This window comes from Bacillus sp. JJ1566 (assembly GCF_036962685.1).
In the GTDB taxonomy this organism is placed as follows: Bacteria; Bacillota; Bacilli; order Bacillales; family Bacillaceae_L; genus Ferdinandcohnia.
The window spans coordinates 1-18280 of record NZ_JBALOP010000079.1 but is presented as its reverse complement, the minus strand read 5'-3'; the positions used below and the strand labels follow the sequence as shown (position 1 = coordinate 18280).

Genomic DNA, 18280 nt, shown 5'->3' with positions numbered 1-18280 from the left:
AATAGATATTATGTAAAACTAATAAACATTCTTGTAGAACAATAACTTTTAGCTTTACTTCTTATAATAAAGGGTATTGTGAATTTGGCTCCCTCTAACTTGACGATAATGTTTTGGAACGTCTGGTTAACTCCTAGGAATGCTCTGATCTACATTTTGATTCCGAATAAAATTACATGGTGCATCTAAATAATTCGCTTTTTTGAAGGTCAACGCAGATTCTATGAATTTGCAACAAGTAGTAGACGACTTTTTTGTTGTATTTAAACCTGGAGCAAAAATTCTAGTTACGAATTGAATTTGACACTATTATTGAAGACAGTTTAACCTTCCCCTCCTTTATCCATCCGTAGTACCCGTCATAAAACATTAATGCTACAGTTGCTTTCATCAAAAAAAGCAAAGAAGAAATTTTCTCTTTGCTCTTCTAAACTATTAACTTGTAAATTACTTCAGCAACGCAAGCTCCCTCTTAACCATGGGCGAGGTCGATAAGGACCGATTGGGATTTGGATTAAACTTGTTTTTTGGCGTGAATCCAACTTGTAAATTTGATCAGATACGCTCGCACTAAATCCAAGTAGTGGATGTCCTCCCCACCCAATTGCTGAAGCAACCAAAAGTAATCTCTGGACCAGCATACCTGCTTCCATTTGTTGAATTCGGTAGCCTCTTAGGTCTAATGATGTTTTGTAGTGATCCTTATCTCCTGCCACGTGAAAGCATAGTGGTACTTGGATCAAATTTACATTATCTGCAGACATTCCGTATTGAAGATTAAGTCGATGATCTCCTGGGTCTATCTGTCGTAACGAATGAGTAGTGCTGTCATAAAAATAAGCACCATTCTGAATTCCTTCTATATTATTAAAACAGCCATACAGTGAGATTCGGGGTTCAGGCTCCTTTAGATCGCTGTCTAAATCATTTCGATACGAGAAGGAAGCTGTTGCCTCTCGTAGTAAGGTGGCCAATTCTAATTGATTTACCTTTCCCATAGTAAAATCCATATCTGGAGAAAAACGGTTTTGCAAGGCAGACGCAAGATCGTATGGTAAACGATTCACATTTGGTAAGGTTACTTTATGACCTTCACAAGTCATGTTCTTTTTCGGCTTAATCTTACTAATTGCTTCCGTTGATTCAATAAAAGACTCTTCATTCAACTTTGTTACCATTGGATACTCAAGTATCCTTTTTGATCGTAAATAGTAATTATTAATCTTAATTTCATACAGTTTACTAGACAATTCCTCGGAATTGACACTTCCGTATCTTGCACTCTGATTAAGATTCCAGTTTGTTGCATCTACAGTTAGCGGGATTACCGCATATACGCTTTCTTCCTTCTCAGATAACCCGAGCAGATGGTTAATTGCCCTATCAAGAAATTGAAAGTACACCCCTGTCTCAAATCCAAACCGTTTTGCTACTTCAAGTAATTGTCCAATCAGAACACCCGTATCCAACCCTTGTAACCGGTAGGAAAAGTTGTTGTATTTAAAGAAATTTTTCCAAAACATTGTGGAAATAAAAACCGTTCCAAAACATGTAGACAAGTCAATCCGATTACCAAGTGCTTGATTGATATAAAAATCGAAATTGCCTTCTCGCAGCAAAACCAATCGATGGTGTGCGACATCGTAGTGGTATACTCCTGAAGGCAAATCCTCCAATTTTAGATAAACGTATAATTCATTTGGATATAACGCTCCGCCGGAAGGGACATACCGTCTGTACGACTGCATTAGATCAACTTCTTGTTCCATCGTAATGACAGATTGGCTTATTTGATTAAGACCGAAAACATACCATAGAAAATGCCCGATACTGCTCTGATTAGGTTTGCTGGGGACAGCCTGCTCATCTAGCTTCAATGGCACTTCTAAAGACAAAGGAAAATCATGCAACCCGCGGTATAGTTTATAGGTCAAAGGTGAATCTTCCCAATCGACTACATTATCCGGTGGGCTTACTTTATCAATGTCAAAATGTAAGTTGTGCAGAAATTCATCAAGACTCATCGACTACCTCCTAGTCATACTTATGGGAACGGGTGTGGATGTGGATTAAGCTGTTTAAGTGTAAGAGGTTGATTCTCATACCCGAGTTCCATCGGTATTCTAAATACCCTCTCAAGTCCAGTTATTCGGGTAAGATGCTGACCGAATGTCATCGGCAACATACCTGGAATCAAAACTTTTACACAATGTAGTCCATTTCTTAGTGTTTCCGATGTTGTTTGGTCGACTACAATTACATCGAGTTCCAATCGGCGAAACTCCTGAAGTATGTCTTTAAGATCTTCGGTAAGGTCTGAATGAGGCACCTTCAACTTGAATTCCTCGGCAAATGATCGCAATGGACGATTTTCGTCCAACAAAAACGTAAGACGCTCTTCTGCTTCTGGTAATCCATAAAGCATGCCATGATCATCCATTTGCTGAACAAGGGAAGAATCATGCAACATATGAACAAACCCCTTCTTGCCCTTCTCGAATTTCTCATCAAGTGTAAGCATCATACCGGCCAATTCATGAACCGCACTTTTCACAGCCCGTATCGGGTCAGGATGCGCTCCTGCTGCACAAATTATATTTAATCCAACATCTTTTTTGTTCTTTGCCAACGCCCACACACTCGGAATTCCGTGCTCCATCGTCGAGTTGAATAAGTGAATTTCATATCCTGCAACTGTACGTATACGTTCTAACATGAGCTCCAATTCCTGATCGTTAGCTGAATAGGGGTCTAATTGGGGAAGTGACATTTGCGCATACCAAGTCATCAAGAATGAATCACGTTCTACTACTTCCATAATTCCGTAGAAAATTGCCTCTTCTAAACTTCCGCCTAATGCACATCCGTTTGAAGTTTCATAAACAAAACCTTCGCCATGGCCTAAGCTGTAATAGGCTAGTAACTCTGGTACTAGAATCGGGCGTTCCTGTAAAAATGAATAGCCCCACACCCAATTCATTGAGCTATCGGGATCAAACGGTTTAAATGGAAAGCCAGGTTGAGAATAGTTTTCCGCTTCATGTATTCCTACAGTGAGAGGATTTAGTGCTTTTCCTTCTAAATTGCGGAAACAATCATGGACAACAGTTCTTTTGCCACGTGGAGCAAGACCACAGTACCGCTCTAAGCCTTCTAATATCGCAGTTAGTTCACTTACTGCGTATGAATGAGTCCGACCCGCTACTCCCTCATCGCCGTGTATCAATGGCAGATTAACACCTACATCGGCAAAAGGCGGCAAAAGGTCATACATTTTCCCATTTAAAAAGCCAGTCTTAGAATCTAAATAATCATTTACTAAGAATTTTTCTAATTCGTCTAACGAACGGCATCGGTAACTGTCAAGGCTGCTCTTAGGACTAGGTTGAAGCGAAATTATGGCACTACTTTCTGAGTCGTCAGGAAGTCCACCACAAATCGAACATAGTGGGTTTGATAGAAAGGCATGCCATGAACTTGTTAGAGTTTTCAAGTTGATTAAGAAAAGATTTCCTTCTGAGTGCGAGACATCTCCATTCAAAATCCTCTTAGTCTCTCCAACTATCAAATAAGCCATCTGCAAAAGTCCCGTGTTAGATGCCCAAATGTCACGAGTAATACCTCTTTGTAAGGCAAGGTGTTCCTGCAAATGCTGCATTTCTATTCGGTCACGGCCAGCCATAAGTCGCCTCATGTCAGCGCATTGGGAGCAACCCGGGGAATCTGGAAGAACCAACGGGCCAACAACACCCTCACCAAATGAAACAAAGCCTCGTAACCAGGGAACGCCCTTAGGACGTAATAACTTCTCTGCCTTTTGATGAATAGAGGGATTCCATGCTTCATTCAATACTAAAACTAAATCAGTCTCTTCTGGTATTCCGGAGTCGAAATCGGGATGACGAATTAACATGAAATGGGAGGCTAATTCCTTGGACACGTGATCTGCTAAAAAACCTTCTCCGATAATCACCACGATACCATTCAAGTGGATTCCTCCTTTTTTAAAAGAACACAAGACAGCTCTACCAGTTCCTTTTTCCAAAATGGTTCTATTTCAAGGTCAAATACCAAGATTTGCTTATTGTTTCGTTCCAATACTTGTAATGCGGAATTCAAAATCTCTGAATGTGTTATCTCTTCACCCGAAGGTATTTCAAGGCTTCGTGGTGCAGTTTTCTCCAAAAGTACCGATGAAACTTCTAATGAATGAGTTGTGCGAAAATCCCCTTTGTTTTCTATCTTCATAATGGCGTGTTGTAATGCGTTTTCCAATGCCTTTGTTAAAGACAAACCTACACCGCTATACCAACGATTATTAGCACCAATCCAAACAACTGGGAACCCAGAAACTTTCTCTCCTAAGCCGATAATCGGCGCCTCATTCAATCTTGTCAATACCTGCAAATAAAACTGACAGCGTTTATCTTCTAGAGATTTCAATTCTACAGTTGAAACAGCATGTTTCTGTTCAACATTTATTTCGCTTAGCTCTTCAACTAGACACTTTTGTAATCCCCGACATACACTTTCGGCTAACGATTCTCCCATTCCAATACCGATAAATTCATTTTTTTCTACAATCCTACCTGGAAGAGTTTTAGATGCATAGGCTTCAATCCCCATTAACCCTGCTTCCCTCCGAGCCTCGACATGAGTCAAACCAGCACAGACTATGTCAGGCAACAGCTTAGCAGGCCCCTCTGACAGTGGGTTGACTGCTTGAACCCGGCATTGTGATAGGGGAAGTTGCTTCAAATCCCCTTCTTCCCAAATATGAAGAATTCCAGTTTCTTGAGATGTCAAATGATTGAATAATAGAAACAATTTATCAACGTCACCACTGCTTGGTGCTGCATTGATCCGTAAATCTAAATTTTGTATCCTTTTAGCTTCTGAAAATCCCGTCACTAAGGGGTGTGGAATGAAGGAATGCCAGTTCCCCTCCAACGTATCTAGATTAAGCAGAAAGAATTGATTATCCTCTTTATCCAATTCGGTTTTTCTAGTAATCTCTTTAAATAACTCAAAGACGATTACATTTGCAAGCATCGCTCCTGCTATTTGAGAGAAATTGGATAACGGCTGATCTTTGTGAAGTGCAGATTCGTGTATGCGCCTCCACGCCGATTCCCAACATCCCCTTGAGTCAGGACGTACAAGGGGACCTGCCATACCCATTTGTTCTAAACAAATAGCGGGGAGAAACCCCTTCTTTTCTCTCCTACAAACCTCATTAAGAGCACGTAATTCCTCAACATCACCCTCTTGTGACACATACAAAATGAAGTGAAATTCTTGTACAATTTCTCTCCAAGTACTCATCCCATCGTTTTGTAGGGTTAACACCTTAACCATTACCTCGGGATCCGTTTGTCGTGCATGTGCAATGTGTTCTGACAACCTTTTTTTATTAGTAGATACTTGGTCGGTGATTAGTACATGGAACTTAGGTAATCCGGATTCGAGTAATGCAGATACTAACGATACTAAAAATGGACCAGATCCAACTACCAAGACGTTTGACTGACGGTAGGCTTGAAAGCGATATGCGGCGGAATCCCCGAAGTTTTCCAGGAATTCAATTTGTGATGCATACTTCTTAATAACATCAGACTGTAATTGATGCGGCAAATCTTGACTTACATCTCGAACAAATCCATTGCGATACAGCGTTTCTGCAATTTCATAAACTCGTTCTCGGTATGGGTCGGATAAACCTTCTGTTAAATTCCCCAACGTGTACTCTCCATTGAACATCGGTATTAGCTTTTCAACCCACTTATCGATTGTATTTCCTTCCATACGGAAAGAACTTGTATTGTTCCGAAAATAGACACTGTTAGAATAAGGGAGAAAAAACGTATCTCTTTTCACTTTGAGACGCATAGAAGGGGTTAATTTTGTCATTCCGCTCCTCCTTTACTGAATAGCAAGTTTGAGGTTCTTTACCATCACTGTCACTATAATCCTATGTAAAGAAATTTGTCTCATATGTCTACTCTTAAAAAGAAAGCCCCTAAAGCCATTTTTTCAGGGGCTGCACTTCTTAATAGGTTAGATTTGTTTTGTATCTAAATTCGAATCAGTGGTGACCTCCACAACGGTGTCCGCCTCCACAACGGTGTCCCCCTCCACAGCGTCCACCACAATGAGAGCAACTAAAGCAACTAAAACAACGGAAACAATTAAAGCAATTAAAGAAGCACCGAGCACAACTAAAGCAACTTGAACAACGTCCAAATCCAAATCCTAATCCACCAATTCCGCCAATTCCACCAATTCCACCAAATCCACCTAATTGTCGGGCAGATTCATCATAATACTGGTTTGGATCCCAAGGAACTACATCAGTCGAATGGAAATCTCCAATATTCAACATTTGGAGTTCATTTTGAAAATTATTCACTAATATTACCTCCGATTATTCATTTAAGGTGTGAAAGTACTTTAAAATGAAAATAAACGAGCAAAATAGAAATAATGTGTTCAAGTTATATTCTAAATATTTCAAAGACTTTCATAAACAAAATATGAACTATTATGGGTATTGTGCCTGATTACACCGCCTATTTTAAATTAACCAATCGACAAAAAGACATTTAGAAATCGTATTATCTCAAATGCCTTTGAAAATGGTGCTTTTATTAATTTCAAAAATACAAAAAAAGGTCACATAAAATTATTTATGCATAAATTATAGTAGACACATCGGAATTATAGGTTTAAACTTAAGGTATTATTAAAATAAAAAATATATAATGCTTATCCAGAGAGGTGGAGGGACTGGCCCAACGAAACCTCAGCAACATATTCATAAGAATACTGTGCTAAATCCTGCAAGCTTACAGCTTGATAGATAAGTTGAGGTTACAACCTAATTAAAAAATCCTCTCCTTATCTTTTCAATGGCACATTGAAAAAAATTTAAGGGAGAGGATTTTTTATTATGAGTTTACTAAGGGAACCTGTTGAAAATAGACGGAACGAGTTAATAAACAAATTACTTAGACTTGATCAATATAAAAAAGATGGAAAACATCTTTTTGAATTATCTTTATCCGAGTTAGAATATGAAAATTTTAAAGCTCAATCTGATGAACATCCGCATTCTAATCATTCATCCTTAAGATGGAAAAATTTCTAAAGTTATTTGAACATAGACAAGACTGTATTTCTATTGAAATGCAGTCTTGTCACAGACGTACCCACCTTTTTTATCACATGACCTTACTTCGATTTAGCTTGTTCACTTTTAGCTTTACCAGGTATTAAATGAACATCGCTAGTTGGTCCGAATCCGCTCCATCTGTATCCTGAAACTTCAAGAAGTCCGTTTTGAAGGACATCTGAGAGTCTTTCTCTCTTTGAGTATTTGAATGCATGACCGACTGCTTCTACTTTAAATGTGTATCGCTTTCCTTGTTTTAATCCTGTTACCGTATAACTTGTATCTGATGTTGTCATTTCCGAATTAATAGGTGTAAATACCGCTCTTTCAGGTTTGATAGGTTGCCTATTCACATATACCCGGTATCCGATTACATCTTGATTAATCGCTGTTGCAGCGTTCCATGATAGAGTTACACTAGTTCCATCTGTATTAATTTTTGCTTCTAAGCCACCATCAATGGATGGTGCACCAATTGGGTAAGCTCTTGCTGTTTCTGTTTCTAGGACATGATTATATTTTGCCTTATTACCTGCAAGATCAACTGCTTCGACTTCAATATGATATTTTGTACCAGGTTCTAGGCGTGTTAATGTGTATTTATTAGATGTTGCAAATCCATGTAATTCTCCATTTGCATAAACGTTGTAACCAGCAATTCCTGTATCGTCACTAGCAGCATCCCAAGTTATGGAAGTCCAAGTAAACCCTGTATACACCACATTTACTTCCTTGCCACTAAAAGTATCACTGGAAGCAATTTTAGTTGTTGATTCTGAAATCTTTTTATTCTTCGGTAAAACAGGAGCTGTTTGATCAGCACCACCATTTGTAATTACCTTAATTTCTGGTCCATTAGACGTACGGTTTCCAATAGCATCGGTTGCTTCCACTTTAAATGTGTATTCTGTAGCGGGTGCCAGTCCATCTACAGTAAAACTAGTGAGATTCGTAGTTGAATAGTCTCCACCAAGTTTTTCACCATTTTTATAGATTGTATAACCCCTAACACCAACATTATCTGTTGCTTCACTCCATGTTAAAGTTACACTTTTTCCATCAGGTGATGACTGAGCATCAATAACCGTGTCTTCTCCCCATTCTGGTTTTTGTGTAGCATCAGTAGGAGTTGCTGTTGTGTTCTCAAACACAAGTCCTGTCGAATTTGTTATTCTCCATGGGTTTCCGCCATTATCTTTGACGTTTGTAAAAGATACATTAATAAATTTAAAGTCTTTTGCGTAATTCATATTTACGGAATAAACATTATCGAATTTAACATTTTTGAATGTTATATTTTCGTGATAAACTTCACCTGCATTATTATTACCATTCACAAGGATAGATTGCTTATTACTCCCTCCTTGATTACGAACGGTTGTATCAACAATCTCCATATCTCTAAATTGTGAGATGATCTCTGCAGGCTCGTATAGGATTGCAGCATTTGCATCCGTATAAGCTGAAGTGAAGACAAATGGACCGTCACCATCAATACCCTCTAATGCATTATTTCTAAAAAGGATATTTTTAGCTCCACCACCCATTGGTGTATTTGTCTTACTGCGTAAACCAACATCTGTTTTATACATGATATTATCTTCTACTAAAAAATCCTGGATCCAGCCACCAGTATGACTACCGGTAACAACCCCACCGTGACCCTCACGAATATAGTTATTGAAAATCCAAGCATTTCCAGTTGGTTCACTATTGGATGCTGCTTGTCCCATACCTGACGCGAAGTTAATTGCATCATCGCCCGTATCCACAAAGTTATTGAATACCATGATATTTTGAGAGTCACCAAACTCGTAACCATCTGCATTATTTCCGTCATACGTTTTGGAAATGGTTCCATTTATAACGATATTTTTACTATGAAGATTCACAATCCCGTGATTTGCAGGATTAAGTTGGGTAATTCCTTCATAATACATTCCATCTACTCCGCGAACCGTAATCAGATTTGAACGAGTTGCATAAGCAGACTTTGCATCCATGCCTAATTCTTGTGCGGCATATGATTGGTTTGCAGCCAAGATTCCAAACGTATTATCAGACCCAAGATCTAATGGACTCATTTTCCCATTCTCTACTTTTACATTTCCAGTTACTCTTGAATTATTGCCTGCTATATAACGTGGCAATTCATTTCCAAGTTCATCAATGGTAGGATGGTTCTTATCATATTTCCACCCGTTTCCATCGATGATACCGTCACCCACAATTCGAATGTTTTTCAGGCTTCCATAATCGTATGTATGTGCATTGATGAGTGAATATGAACGTTCATCAGTTGAATAATCATATAGCCAGAAATTCATACTGTAGTCTTTGGCATCCGGTGAGCCAAGTAAATATCCATCCACTTGTAAAGTCATATCAGATTTAAGCCACAATTCTCCAGATATAAATGTTCCTTCTGGAATTAACACCTTTGAGCCAGGTGTTGCAGCGTCAATGGCTGCTTGAATAGCTTCAGTATCCTTTGTATCATCATCAGGTGTTGCCCCATAATCTACAATATTAAAAATCTCCGGTATCTTTGTTGTTTTACCTACAATTTTATTTGAAGGAGGTGATTCCACCCCGTCAGCATTTATAGATGTTACATAAAATTCGTAGGATTTATTAGGTTTTAGATTGTTAACGTTAAAATTATGGATAAGAATTTTTTCGTGGAAATTGTCCTTATCGATATTTTCATAGAAATTATCGATATAAGCTTTTGCAGGTCCACTATTATCTTCTGAAGCGCTTCCTATTTTCTTCTTGTCCATGTAGATATTAAAATCAACTATGTCATCATAATTCTCGGGCTTCTCCCAAACAAGAGTAATGCTGTCTTCATCAAAAGCAAGGTTAGGAATCTGTAAATTCACAGGTGATGCGGGGACATTAGGCGATCCTTCCGACTCTGCATAAACTGCCCCACTAAAGCTACTAAAAACGAATAGTAAAATTAAAAACAAAATTCCATTCACTTTAAGACTCTTCAAGTACATCTACCACCTTCTAGTATTTTTGTTAATCTAATAAACTTATTAATCCTCCTTTCTTTTAATTTTTATATAGACCTTTTTCTGTGCAGAAACACTGTAATTTAAAGGTCTATATTTTAAGGGAAATCGGAATTACAAATCTATGTTAATCTCTTCCATTAAAAACGTATACAATCACTTTATTGAATATTTCGATAATTTTAGTTCTATTTACCTATCCGAAAAGTCCTTTGTGAACTAGTGATTATCTCATGATGAAATGATTACCATTGAAAAATGCTTGGTCTAATCACTGTTACCATGCCTAAGAAAGTTATTTTATATCTTTCGACAAACTCTTGGGAAATAAATTATTCTTCACTAATCTAGATGTTATAGCGGAATAACATCATCATTTTTCTCTACTTTTACAAAGAAAAAAGCATGAGAACCAAATGTCCTCATGCTTCCTAAAACCCTCTTCCTCCTCCACCAGAACGGCCACCGCCGCCACCGGAAAAAGAAGATCCTCCCCCACTATTTGAATTTCGTTGAATTTTTTGCTGTGTAACTCGTGTATTGTAATGTCGGTCCATTTTATTTGTAACAGCGAAAGAATTGGACTCTAGATACGTATTGGCTGTTGTTGTGGAGCGACCCCTATTATACATCGCCATCACTCCAACCGAAATGACTCCGATGCCAATCGCAATTGCAAGATAGATTAAGAGTTCTTTTATTAACTCACCATCGGATGCTGCAGTGGCACTACTTGGATAGGATGTATCACCATCTGATTGAGCGTAACCCCCAGATGAGGATGAACCTTCGGGAATCCCTGTATTCATCGTGGCTTCCACATCTGATAAGAAGGCTTTCGCACTGTCAGCAAATGCTTCTTCGGTTAAATATGGATAGACGTGGTCAAGGATTTCCTCTACGGTGAAGTCCGGGAAGTAGTCAACAATACGGTCTCTTGTAAAGATGTACACTTCTCGATTATCCATGTCGATCAGGTACAATACTCCATCCTCTGTCCCACCATAGCCAAAGCCATGACTATCATAAAAATCACTTGCATATTCTCTAGCTGATTTTCCGTGACTGTCATTTGTTGTGACAATTCGGATATCCATTTGGAATTGTTCACTCAAACTATTAGCTTGTTCCTGTAACTCTAGAATTTCTGATTCCGAAAACAAATTGGCCTGGTCAAATATATATTCAGTGTTAGCGAATGTGGCAGTCGCAAAAGTAAATAAAATGAGGAGGAAAAATGGTATCATGAGAACTTTCTTCTTTACCATAAAAATAACCCTCCTAATGACAAGACTGCAAAGATACTTGCTGAAATCATCCCAAACCATTTACTTGCTCTTCCCATACTTATTGGTAAGTCTCCAGCAATTTTTCCAGTTTGACCATTCATAGCAAATACATAGGTCTTCCCTTTAAATTGATAGGTAAACATCCAAACAGGTAATAAAACGTATTTCGTCTTAACGTTTGCTAGTTTTACATTTGTATTATGAATGGCAACAGAACTATATCCGTGAATGGTCCCCTCAAGTAAGGTTCCAAGATTATCGCGAAGGAGGCTTGAGATTCTACCGTATACGTCGTTTTGGTTCATATCATACTTTTCGGCAAAAAAACCAGATAAATAGGACATTGAAAAATCGGTTAAATCCTTATAATCATAAGGCTCGAGAATGGTCATGAGTTTATCATCCATTTTTTTAGAACCATCTGCTGGAACATCGCGGAATATCGCTCTTCCTTCCCGCATCACCTTATAATATTTTGTTTCGGTATATCTTGTATCTCCTCTTGTATAGGACCGAACTCTTCGTGCTTCACCTTCGACCTTTCCTGATGTGGTACTATCAAATAACCAAAAAGGAACATAGATTCCTGATAATTTTTCTAGCTGTGAGTTTGAAGTGAAAAACTTGGGAAGCAGGGGCTTACCCTTACACCATTTTATAAATAATTCTTCTGCTTTTTTACGGTCAATTTTAAAAGGAATGACCTTTTCAGGGCGATATTCTCCTTCAAGCTGCCTTGGGATAATCGTTGGATTATGGCAATAATAACAGAAGGTTGCAGCTGTGGTGTCGTCTGTTACGATTTCTGCCCCGCAACTGCTACATGTATAGCCTGTTGCCTTATCGTTAAATTCTTGATCCAATTCCTTTGCTTGGTGTAAGGCCTCTTCACTTACTTCCGCTTCTTCTTCTGCCTTTTCATTATTAACAAAATTTTTGACATCTGCTTCCGTGAATTCACTTAAACAATAATCACAGGTCCAGTTTTGAGTGTCTGCTTTAAATGCCAATGGTCCCCCACAGTTTATACATTTATATACGATAACCCCCAACCGATATCACCTCTTACCTTTCCAATATGGATCTAAAGTTCAGTGATCAAAACGTGTTCCACATTCTGGACAGAATTTTGCGTTTTGATTAGACGGTTTAAACCCACAATTATTGCATGTTAGTTCTTCAGGCTTTTTACTGCCACAATTTGAACAGAATTTCCCACTATTTTCTTGGCCACATTCACATTTCCACGAATCGTTTTTTGCTTCAGGTTTTGCTGAACCACATTCTGAACAAAAATTGCCTGTGTTTGTATGTCCACATGAGCATTTCCATTGATTCGAATTTACTGCCTGTTGATTTTGCTTTCGTCCTGCTTGTTGTTGCATTTGCTGACGATTGGTTTCAGAAGCGGCGCCCATAAAGCCACTCGAACCTTGCATCCCCATTCCCATGCCTAAAAAACCTTGCATTGAACCAGCGTCATTGGAACCAGCAGCCTCCAAACCTCTTGCAATGGCACCTTGTACATACCCTTCACGAACGGATGCGTCCTGAAGCATAGCACCTTGGTTTCTCATGTTTATAAGCTTTTGTGATTCCTCATCGTACGTAATACTATTGATTCCGACGGATTCGACCTGCATTCCGCGCATCCGTGTCCAATCTTCATCAAGGACTTCGGCCATATACTTCGCAAGTTCCATACCTTTTGATGTGACATGTGAAATTCGGATGCCATCTGCGGACATTTTATTAATTGCCGTTTGCAATGCATTCATATATTCAGATAAATATTGACCATTTATGTCATTAATATCGACATTGGATTTATTTCGTGGAATGGCTTCCATGTAAAATTTTATTGGATCTACAATTTTAATTGAATAGGTCCCATGAGCACGTAAAAATAATTCCGCGTTATAAAAATTATCGAAGTAATTAATCGGATTTCGAGTTCCAAACTTAATTCCCTTAATTTCTTGAAGGTTGATAAAATAAACTTTTTGCGATGTAGATGGGACACCGCCAAACTTAAAACGATTAAAGGTCTCGTATAATGCTTCTTCAAACTGACCATTAAATAAGGATGGCTGTGTAGAGTTTACAACTTGGTAATAGCCTTCTTCAGCCGTATAATCAACAATTTTTCCGCCATCAACTAAAATCATAAATTGATTTGGATAGACGTGTATGATTGACCCATTTGAAATTGTAGAATCTGTTCCTTTAAAGTTCTGGTTGCGACGATCTTTTGCACGTACTTTTACACCAACCGACATAACGGTTGTATCGCTCATCGCCTGTGGTTCAATTACCTCAAGCCATTGATCAGCTATGTTTCCTGTTACCGCACCAACTGCTGCTTTAATAATTCCCATTTATATCCCCTCCTGCATCAAGCTAAATCTTTGTAACTATATGAGATTGTTTACTCATTATACATGAAAGAAATCAGTTTATAGTAATTCCTTGCTAGTATTGTAATACGATTTTACTAGGCGATTGGTTTCATTTTGAAAGAATTACACTTAAAAAACCGAGTGGAACTACCACTCAGTTTATTATAATCCCTTCACCCATCTTGCCGCCATCTCAATCCAATTCTCTACCTCAGGTTGAATATGATTATCTCTGCCTTTTGATTGTGTTTCTTCCGTTCCAAGAGATAATCCATGTACACCTTCAGGATAAATATGCATTTCGAGTGAAACTTTGTGTTTTAATAAGCTTTGTGCAAACAGCATGCTGTTTTCCACTGGGACAGAAGCATCAGAAACTGTATGCCATAAATATGTTGGCGGGGTTGCGCTAGTAACTTGATTTTCTAAGGATAAAAAGTCTCTTCTATCTTGGTCTTCAGAGTTCTCTCCTAATAATGCATTGAAGCTTCCTTCATGGGCATAAGGGCCAGAAGAAATAACCGGATAGCCTAAAATCAATCCATTTGGTTTAATTTGTTCTTTAGAATACGTTAGTTGTTCGATGAGAAAATCTTTATTCCAGAATACACCTAGGCTTGCCGTTAAATGCCCTCCAGCCGAAAAGCCCATGACAATGATTTTGTTAGGATCAACATTCCAGTTTTCAGCATTTTCACGAATTAAACCAACGGCGCTAGCCAATTGGCATAGAGATGTTGGAAAAACAGCGGGTTCAACACTATACCTTAGGATACTAGCATGATATCCCTTACTAAGCATCTGTATGGCAACTGGTTCAGCTTCCCGGTCAGATGTGTGCACATATCCACCGCCTGGACAGATGATAATCATTGGCCGTTTGCGGTCTGGGTCAATACTTGGTGAATTATCAAGAATATACGTAAATAATTCAGCTTTTTCGTTGTTATGTATTAACTCATATTTTTCATGAATCATTTTTCTCCCACCTTTTTACAAAAGTTCTACCTTAAAAAAGTTCGACATAACCTTTAAACTTCCTTCAACAAAAAAAGGCTGGAAATCCAGCCTTATTCATACCGTAATGCATCAATTGGACTAAGCTTTGAGGCCTTGTTTGCCGGTAAGATTCCAAAAATGATACCAATGAATGCAGAGAATCCAACACCAATAATAACAATAATTGGACTAACTGTTGCAGTGATCGGTGAATAAATCGAAACGATAATTGTTCCTAAAGCTGCAAGTCCAATTCCGAGCAAACCTCCTAACGAGGTTAATGTCATCGATTCAATTAAAAATTGCAGTAAAATTCGTCCTCTTGTTGCTCCTAGTGCTTTTCGCAAACCAATTTCTCTTGTCCTTTCAGTAACGGAAACGAGCATAATGTTCATAACACCGATTCCACCTACTAATAAGGAAATCCCCGCGATACTTCCGATTACCAAAGTCATAATGGTAAGGACGGTATCAACTTCTTGTTCATATTGAGAGAAATCGTTTACTGTGTACATCCCGTCTTCAAGTTTTTTGGCGCTAGTTAAGGCATCCGCCGCTGAACGTCCGATTTCAGAAATTCGTTCCGGATCATCTGCGATTATAGCTAGGCGCTCGATTTCTCTATTTCCAAACATCATTGAAATGACGCCTCGTGGCATGAGCATTTCACCGGATTCATTATATCGATATTGTTCGGGTATCGGTGATTCATAGACTCCGACTAACTTATATGGATTTCCATTAAGGTCGACAATTTCACCAATTATATCTTCTTTATTTTTAAAGAATTTGTCCCTTGCTACTGTATCGATCATGATAACACGGTTTTTTCCATCATTGTCCCTTGCGTTGATTGGTCTTCCTTCGACAATTTGAATATCTCGTGCTGTAAAGAATTCAGGTCCAACTCCGGTAATTTCCATTTCACCCTGTTTATCATTATAGGTCAACGGTCCCCATCCTTGGTTTGTCGCGATTACTGCTTTTACACCAGGAACCTGAGCAAGGGTTTGGACATCTTCAGAGGTTAATTCAGGTTCCATCCAGAACATTTCTGACTCCTCTTCCCCTTCTTTAGGCATTGGTTGATACCAAATATCGACCGCATTTTTTTCAAGACTAAATAAGTCCTCTGTCATTTTCGTTTTAGCACCTTGTCCAATCGCAACGATAATAATAACAGCTGCTACACCAATGATTATTCCAAGCATCGTTAAAATGGACCGTACCTTATGATTCCAGATTGAGGATAATGCTACTTTGAAGCTTTCTAATAGGCTCATAGACTTCTCCTCTGATCATCCGTTATCAACCCATCCTTTAAGGTGATAACCCTATTTGCGTATGCTGCAATTGCTTCCTCATGAGTGACGATGATGACGGTTCTGCCTTCTCTGTTTAGTTGAACCATTAGCTCCATGATTTGTTCACTCGTTTTGGAGTCGAGAGCACCTGTTGGTTCATCCGCTAAAACGATTGATGGATTATTTACAAGGGCCCTTGCAATCGCGACCCTTTGTTTTTGTCCACCTGAAAGCTGGTTAGGTAAATGTTTTACCCGGTCTCCAAGCCCAACCTTGTCTAACATTTGTTTAGCTCTTTCGGTACGTTCCCGCTTCGGGACTCCTGCATAAATAAGTGGAGATTCCACATTCTTCAGCGCGTTATGACGTGGCAACAAAAAGAATTGTTGAAAAACGAATCCAATATGCTCGTTTCTTAATTTTGCTAGTTTATTATCCTTGACTAGCCCAATTTTCTCCTCATTCAGTTCAAACATACCAGATGTTGGTGAATCGAGAAATCCAATAATATTCATGAGAGTTGATTTCCCAGACCCTGAAGGCCCCATTATAGCAATGAATTCCCCATCCTCAATGGTTAAATCGATTCCGTGGAGAACGGGTACCTCAAGTGCACCATTTCCATAGACCTTTGTAATATTACTCAACTTCATCAAAGGAGGTCACTTCCATTCCGTCGAACATTCCTTCGTATGGTGTTAAAACAACAAGCTCATCCTTTGTAACACCTTCTGTAACTTGGATAAATTCATCATTCATAGAGCCAGTTTGAACTTCACGTCTTTGTAAGATCCCGTCAACTAGCACATATACAACTGCTACTCCACCTTCGTCTAAAATGGCGGTATGTGGAATAACTGGGAGAATTTCAGTTCCAGGAATTCTTATTTCAAGTGAGACATGAAAGCCATGGCGAAGCTCCGAAGTATCGTCTGTGATTCCCACTTTGAATGGGTACATGGTCACATTTCCACCACCCATACCCGGAAACTCCCCACCTCCACCGCCGTTATCATTCGGAAAATGTGAAACGGATTCTACAACACCCTTCCATTCTCGATCCTTATATACCTTTGGACGGACAATAACTTCTTGTCCTTGTTGAATTTTAACTGCATCAAACTCACTCATTGTACCAATCACTTTATAGGGTTTGTTTGAAATGATATGTATTACAGGCTCATTTGCACCCGCTTCAGTTGCAGCAACATTTTTATTGACTTTAACAATGATTCCATCGATTTTACTTACAACTGACATTTCTTTTTTCTGATTAGTAATCTCTGTAATTCGTTCGTTTGCTGCTGTAATTTCTGATTTCGTATTTTCATATTGTAGCTCCATTTGAACCTTTTCACTTGTAAGCTGGTTTACATCCTCAACTGGAGCTTCCTCAACTTGTTCCGGTTCTGTGCCTTCTTCAGTTTCGGTTTTTGGTTTGTTTTTTTGTGCGGCTATTGCTTTTTTTGCTTCTTCAATTCGTTTATTTAGTGCCGCAATTTGATTTTGTTCGGTTTTTGCTCTTGTCTGAATTAAGTCTCTTTCTCTAGTGGCTCGAGTTAGATCTGTGTCTAGCTTTGAAGAATCATAGACAAAGAGAGGGTCTCCGGCTTTTACGGTTTGGTTTTCCTCTACTTTATATTCGCTGATTTCTCCATGCTCTGGATTTAAAAATACTTTTTGCTCACCTTCAGGTACAATCTCTCCAGTTACTAGAATCGTTTCAATTAATTCTTGTTCCTTTGCTTTGTTTACAGTTACATTTACTTCTTCAATTTGATCTCCTACCGATGCAATGCTCCGTTCTTTCATCAAAAATGCAGTTGCACCACCTGCGATTGCCAAGACACCCACAATCGACATGACCCAAATTAAAATCTTTTTTTTCTTCACCATACTTCCCCCTATTGCTTTCATTTCATTGGGTAAATGTTGAATCTCTCTATCTAATAATTTTTTGTTATACAGAGTTGAGTGTGATTAAAAAGGTCAAATTTATCCCTAATCATTAAGACGGAAATGATTTCCAAAAGGTTTCATTTTTTTACATTTATTTTAAAAATTTTACAATAAAATAGATCAACTAGTTTAAAAC

At 38.5% G+C, this 18280-nt stretch carries 13 protein-coding genes and 1 riboswitch; of the genes, 1 reads left to right on the top strand and 12 read right to left on the bottom strand.

Features of this window, described 5'->3' with window-relative positions:
• Positions 1-452: 452 nt before the first annotated feature.
• From V7112_RS23260 to V7112_RS23245, 4 genes are all read right to left on the bottom strand, one after another.
• Complete coding sequence (locus tag V7112_RS23260) at positions 453-2024, bottom strand: SagB family peptide dehydrogenase (RefSeq protein WP_335424269.1); 1572 nt, start codon at positions 2022-2024, stop codon at positions 453-455.
• A gap of 20 nt (positions 2025-2044) precedes the next feature.
• Complete coding sequence (locus V7112_RS23255) at positions 2045-3988, bottom strand: TOMM precursor leader peptide-binding protein (RefSeq protein WP_335424268.1); 1944 nt, start codon at positions 3986-3988, stop codon at positions 2045-2047.
• Complete coding sequence (locus V7112_RS23250) at positions 3985-5910, bottom strand: putative thiazole-containing bacteriocin maturation protein (RefSeq protein WP_335424266.1); 1926 nt, start codon at positions 5908-5910, stop codon at positions 3985-3987. Before V7112_RS23250 ends, V7112_RS23255 begins: the two co-directional genes overlap by 4 nt.
• Before the next feature lie 175 nt (positions 5911-6085).
• Positions 6086-6382, bottom strand: coding sequence for a heterocycloanthracin/sonorensin family bacteriocin (locus V7112_RS23245; RefSeq protein WP_335424281.1), 297 nt, complete (start codon positions 6380-6382; stop codon positions 6086-6088).
• A 380-nt stretch (positions 6383-6762) separates the two neighbouring features.
• A riboswitch (SAM riboswitch) is annotated at positions 6763-6866 on the top strand.
• An 83-nt stretch (positions 6867-6949) separates the two neighbouring features.
• Between V7112_RS23245 and V7112_RS23240 the strand changes: the two genes are divergently transcribed.
• A complete protein-coding gene (locus V7112_RS23240) occupies positions 6950-7147 on the top strand; it encodes a Fur-regulated basic protein FbpA (protein WP_335424264.1) in 198 nt (65 codons plus the stop codon).
• 83 nt (positions 7148-7230) lie between these two features.
• On the opposite strand, the gene V7112_RS23235 is transcribed toward V7112_RS23240, so the two are convergent.
• The 8 genes from V7112_RS23235 to V7112_RS23200 all read right to left on the bottom strand — a co-directional run bounded on the left by V7112_RS23235 (position 7231) and on the right by V7112_RS23200 (position 18081).
• Positions 7231-10173, bottom strand: a complete 2943-nt coding sequence (locus tag V7112_RS23235; RefSeq protein ID WP_335424262.1) for a fibronectin type III domain-containing protein — start codon at positions 10171-10173, stop codon at positions 7231-7233.
• Positions 10174-10625: 452 nt separating this feature from the next.
• Positions 10626-11462 carry a TPM domain-containing protein gene (locus tag V7112_RS23230; protein WP_335424260.1) on the bottom strand — a complete coding sequence of 279 codons (837 nt, stop codon included), beginning with the start codon at positions 11460-11462 and terminating at the stop codon, positions 10626-10628.
• On the bottom strand, positions 11456-12493 hold the full coding sequence (locus V7112_RS23225) for a hypothetical protein (protein WP_335424258.1): 1038 nt from the start codon (positions 12491-12493) through the stop codon (positions 11456-11458). Before V7112_RS23225 ends, V7112_RS23230 begins: the two co-directional genes overlap by 7 nt.
• 81 nt (positions 12494-12574) lie before the next feature.
• Complete coding sequence (locus V7112_RS23220; protein WP_335424256.1) at positions 12575-13861, bottom strand: SPFH domain-containing protein; 1287 nt, start codon at positions 13859-13861, stop codon at positions 12575-12577.
• A gap of 183 nt (positions 13862-14044) precedes the next feature.
• On the bottom strand, positions 14045-14860 hold the full coding sequence (locus V7112_RS23215) for an alpha/beta hydrolase (RefSeq protein ID WP_335424254.1): 816 nt from the start codon (positions 14858-14860) through the stop codon (positions 14045-14047).
• 92 nt (positions 14861-14952) lie between these two features.
• Positions 14953-16164 carry an ABC transporter permease gene (locus tag V7112_RS23210; RefSeq protein WP_335424252.1) on the bottom strand — a complete coding sequence of 404 codons (1212 nt, stop codon included), beginning with the start codon at positions 16162-16164 and terminating at the stop codon, positions 14953-14955.
• Positions 16161-16841: an ABC transporter ATP-binding protein gene (locus V7112_RS23205; RefSeq protein ID WP_335424250.1), complete on the bottom strand. Its 681-nt coding sequence runs from the start codon at positions 16839-16841 to the stop codon at positions 16161-16163. Before V7112_RS23205 ends, V7112_RS23210 begins: the two co-directional genes overlap by 4 nt.
• On the bottom strand, positions 16825-18081 hold the full coding sequence (locus V7112_RS23200; protein ID WP_335424248.1) for an HlyD family efflux transporter periplasmic adaptor subunit: 1257 nt from the start codon (positions 18079-18081) through the stop codon (positions 16825-16827). Before V7112_RS23200 ends, V7112_RS23205 begins: the two co-directional genes overlap by 17 nt.
• Positions 18082-18280: the final 199 nt, after the last annotated feature.

Bases quoted from the DNA above. Each gene is read 5' to 3' on its own strand.
- V7112_RS23250 (WP_335424266.1), bottom strand. From the start codon at position 5,910: ATGACAAAATTAACCCCTTCTATGCGTCTCAAAGTGAAAAGAGATACG.
- V7112_RS23220 (WP_335424256.1), bottom strand. From the start codon at position 13,861: ATGGGAATTATTAAAGCAGCAGTTGGTGCGGTAACAGGAAACATAGCT.
- V7112_RS23245 (WP_335424281.1), bottom strand. From the start codon at position 6,382: ATGTTGAATATTGGAGATTTCCATTCGACTGATGTAGTTCCTTGGGAT.
- V7112_RS23230 (WP_335424260.1), bottom strand. From the start codon at position 11,462: ATGGTAAAGAAGAAAGTTCTCATGATACCATTTTTCCTCCTCATTTTA.
- V7112_RS23260 (WP_335424269.1), bottom strand. From the start codon at position 2,024: ATGAGTCTTGATGAATTTCTGCACAACTTACATTTTGACATTGATAAA.
- V7112_RS23240 (WP_335424264.1), top strand. From the start codon at position 6,950: ATGAGTTTACTAAGGGAACCTGTTGAAAATAGACGGAACGAGTTAATA.
- V7112_RS23200 (WP_335424248.1), bottom strand. From the start codon at position 18,081: ATGGTGAAGAAAAAAAAGATTTTAATTTGGGTCATGTCGATTGTGGGT.
- V7112_RS23215 (WP_335424254.1), bottom strand. From the start codon at position 14,860: ATGATTCATGAAAAATATGAGTTAATACATAACAACGAAAAAGCTGAA.
- V7112_RS23210 (WP_335424252.1), bottom strand. From the start codon at position 16,164: ATGAGCCTATTAGAAAGCTTCAAAGTAGCATTATCCTCAATCTGGAAT.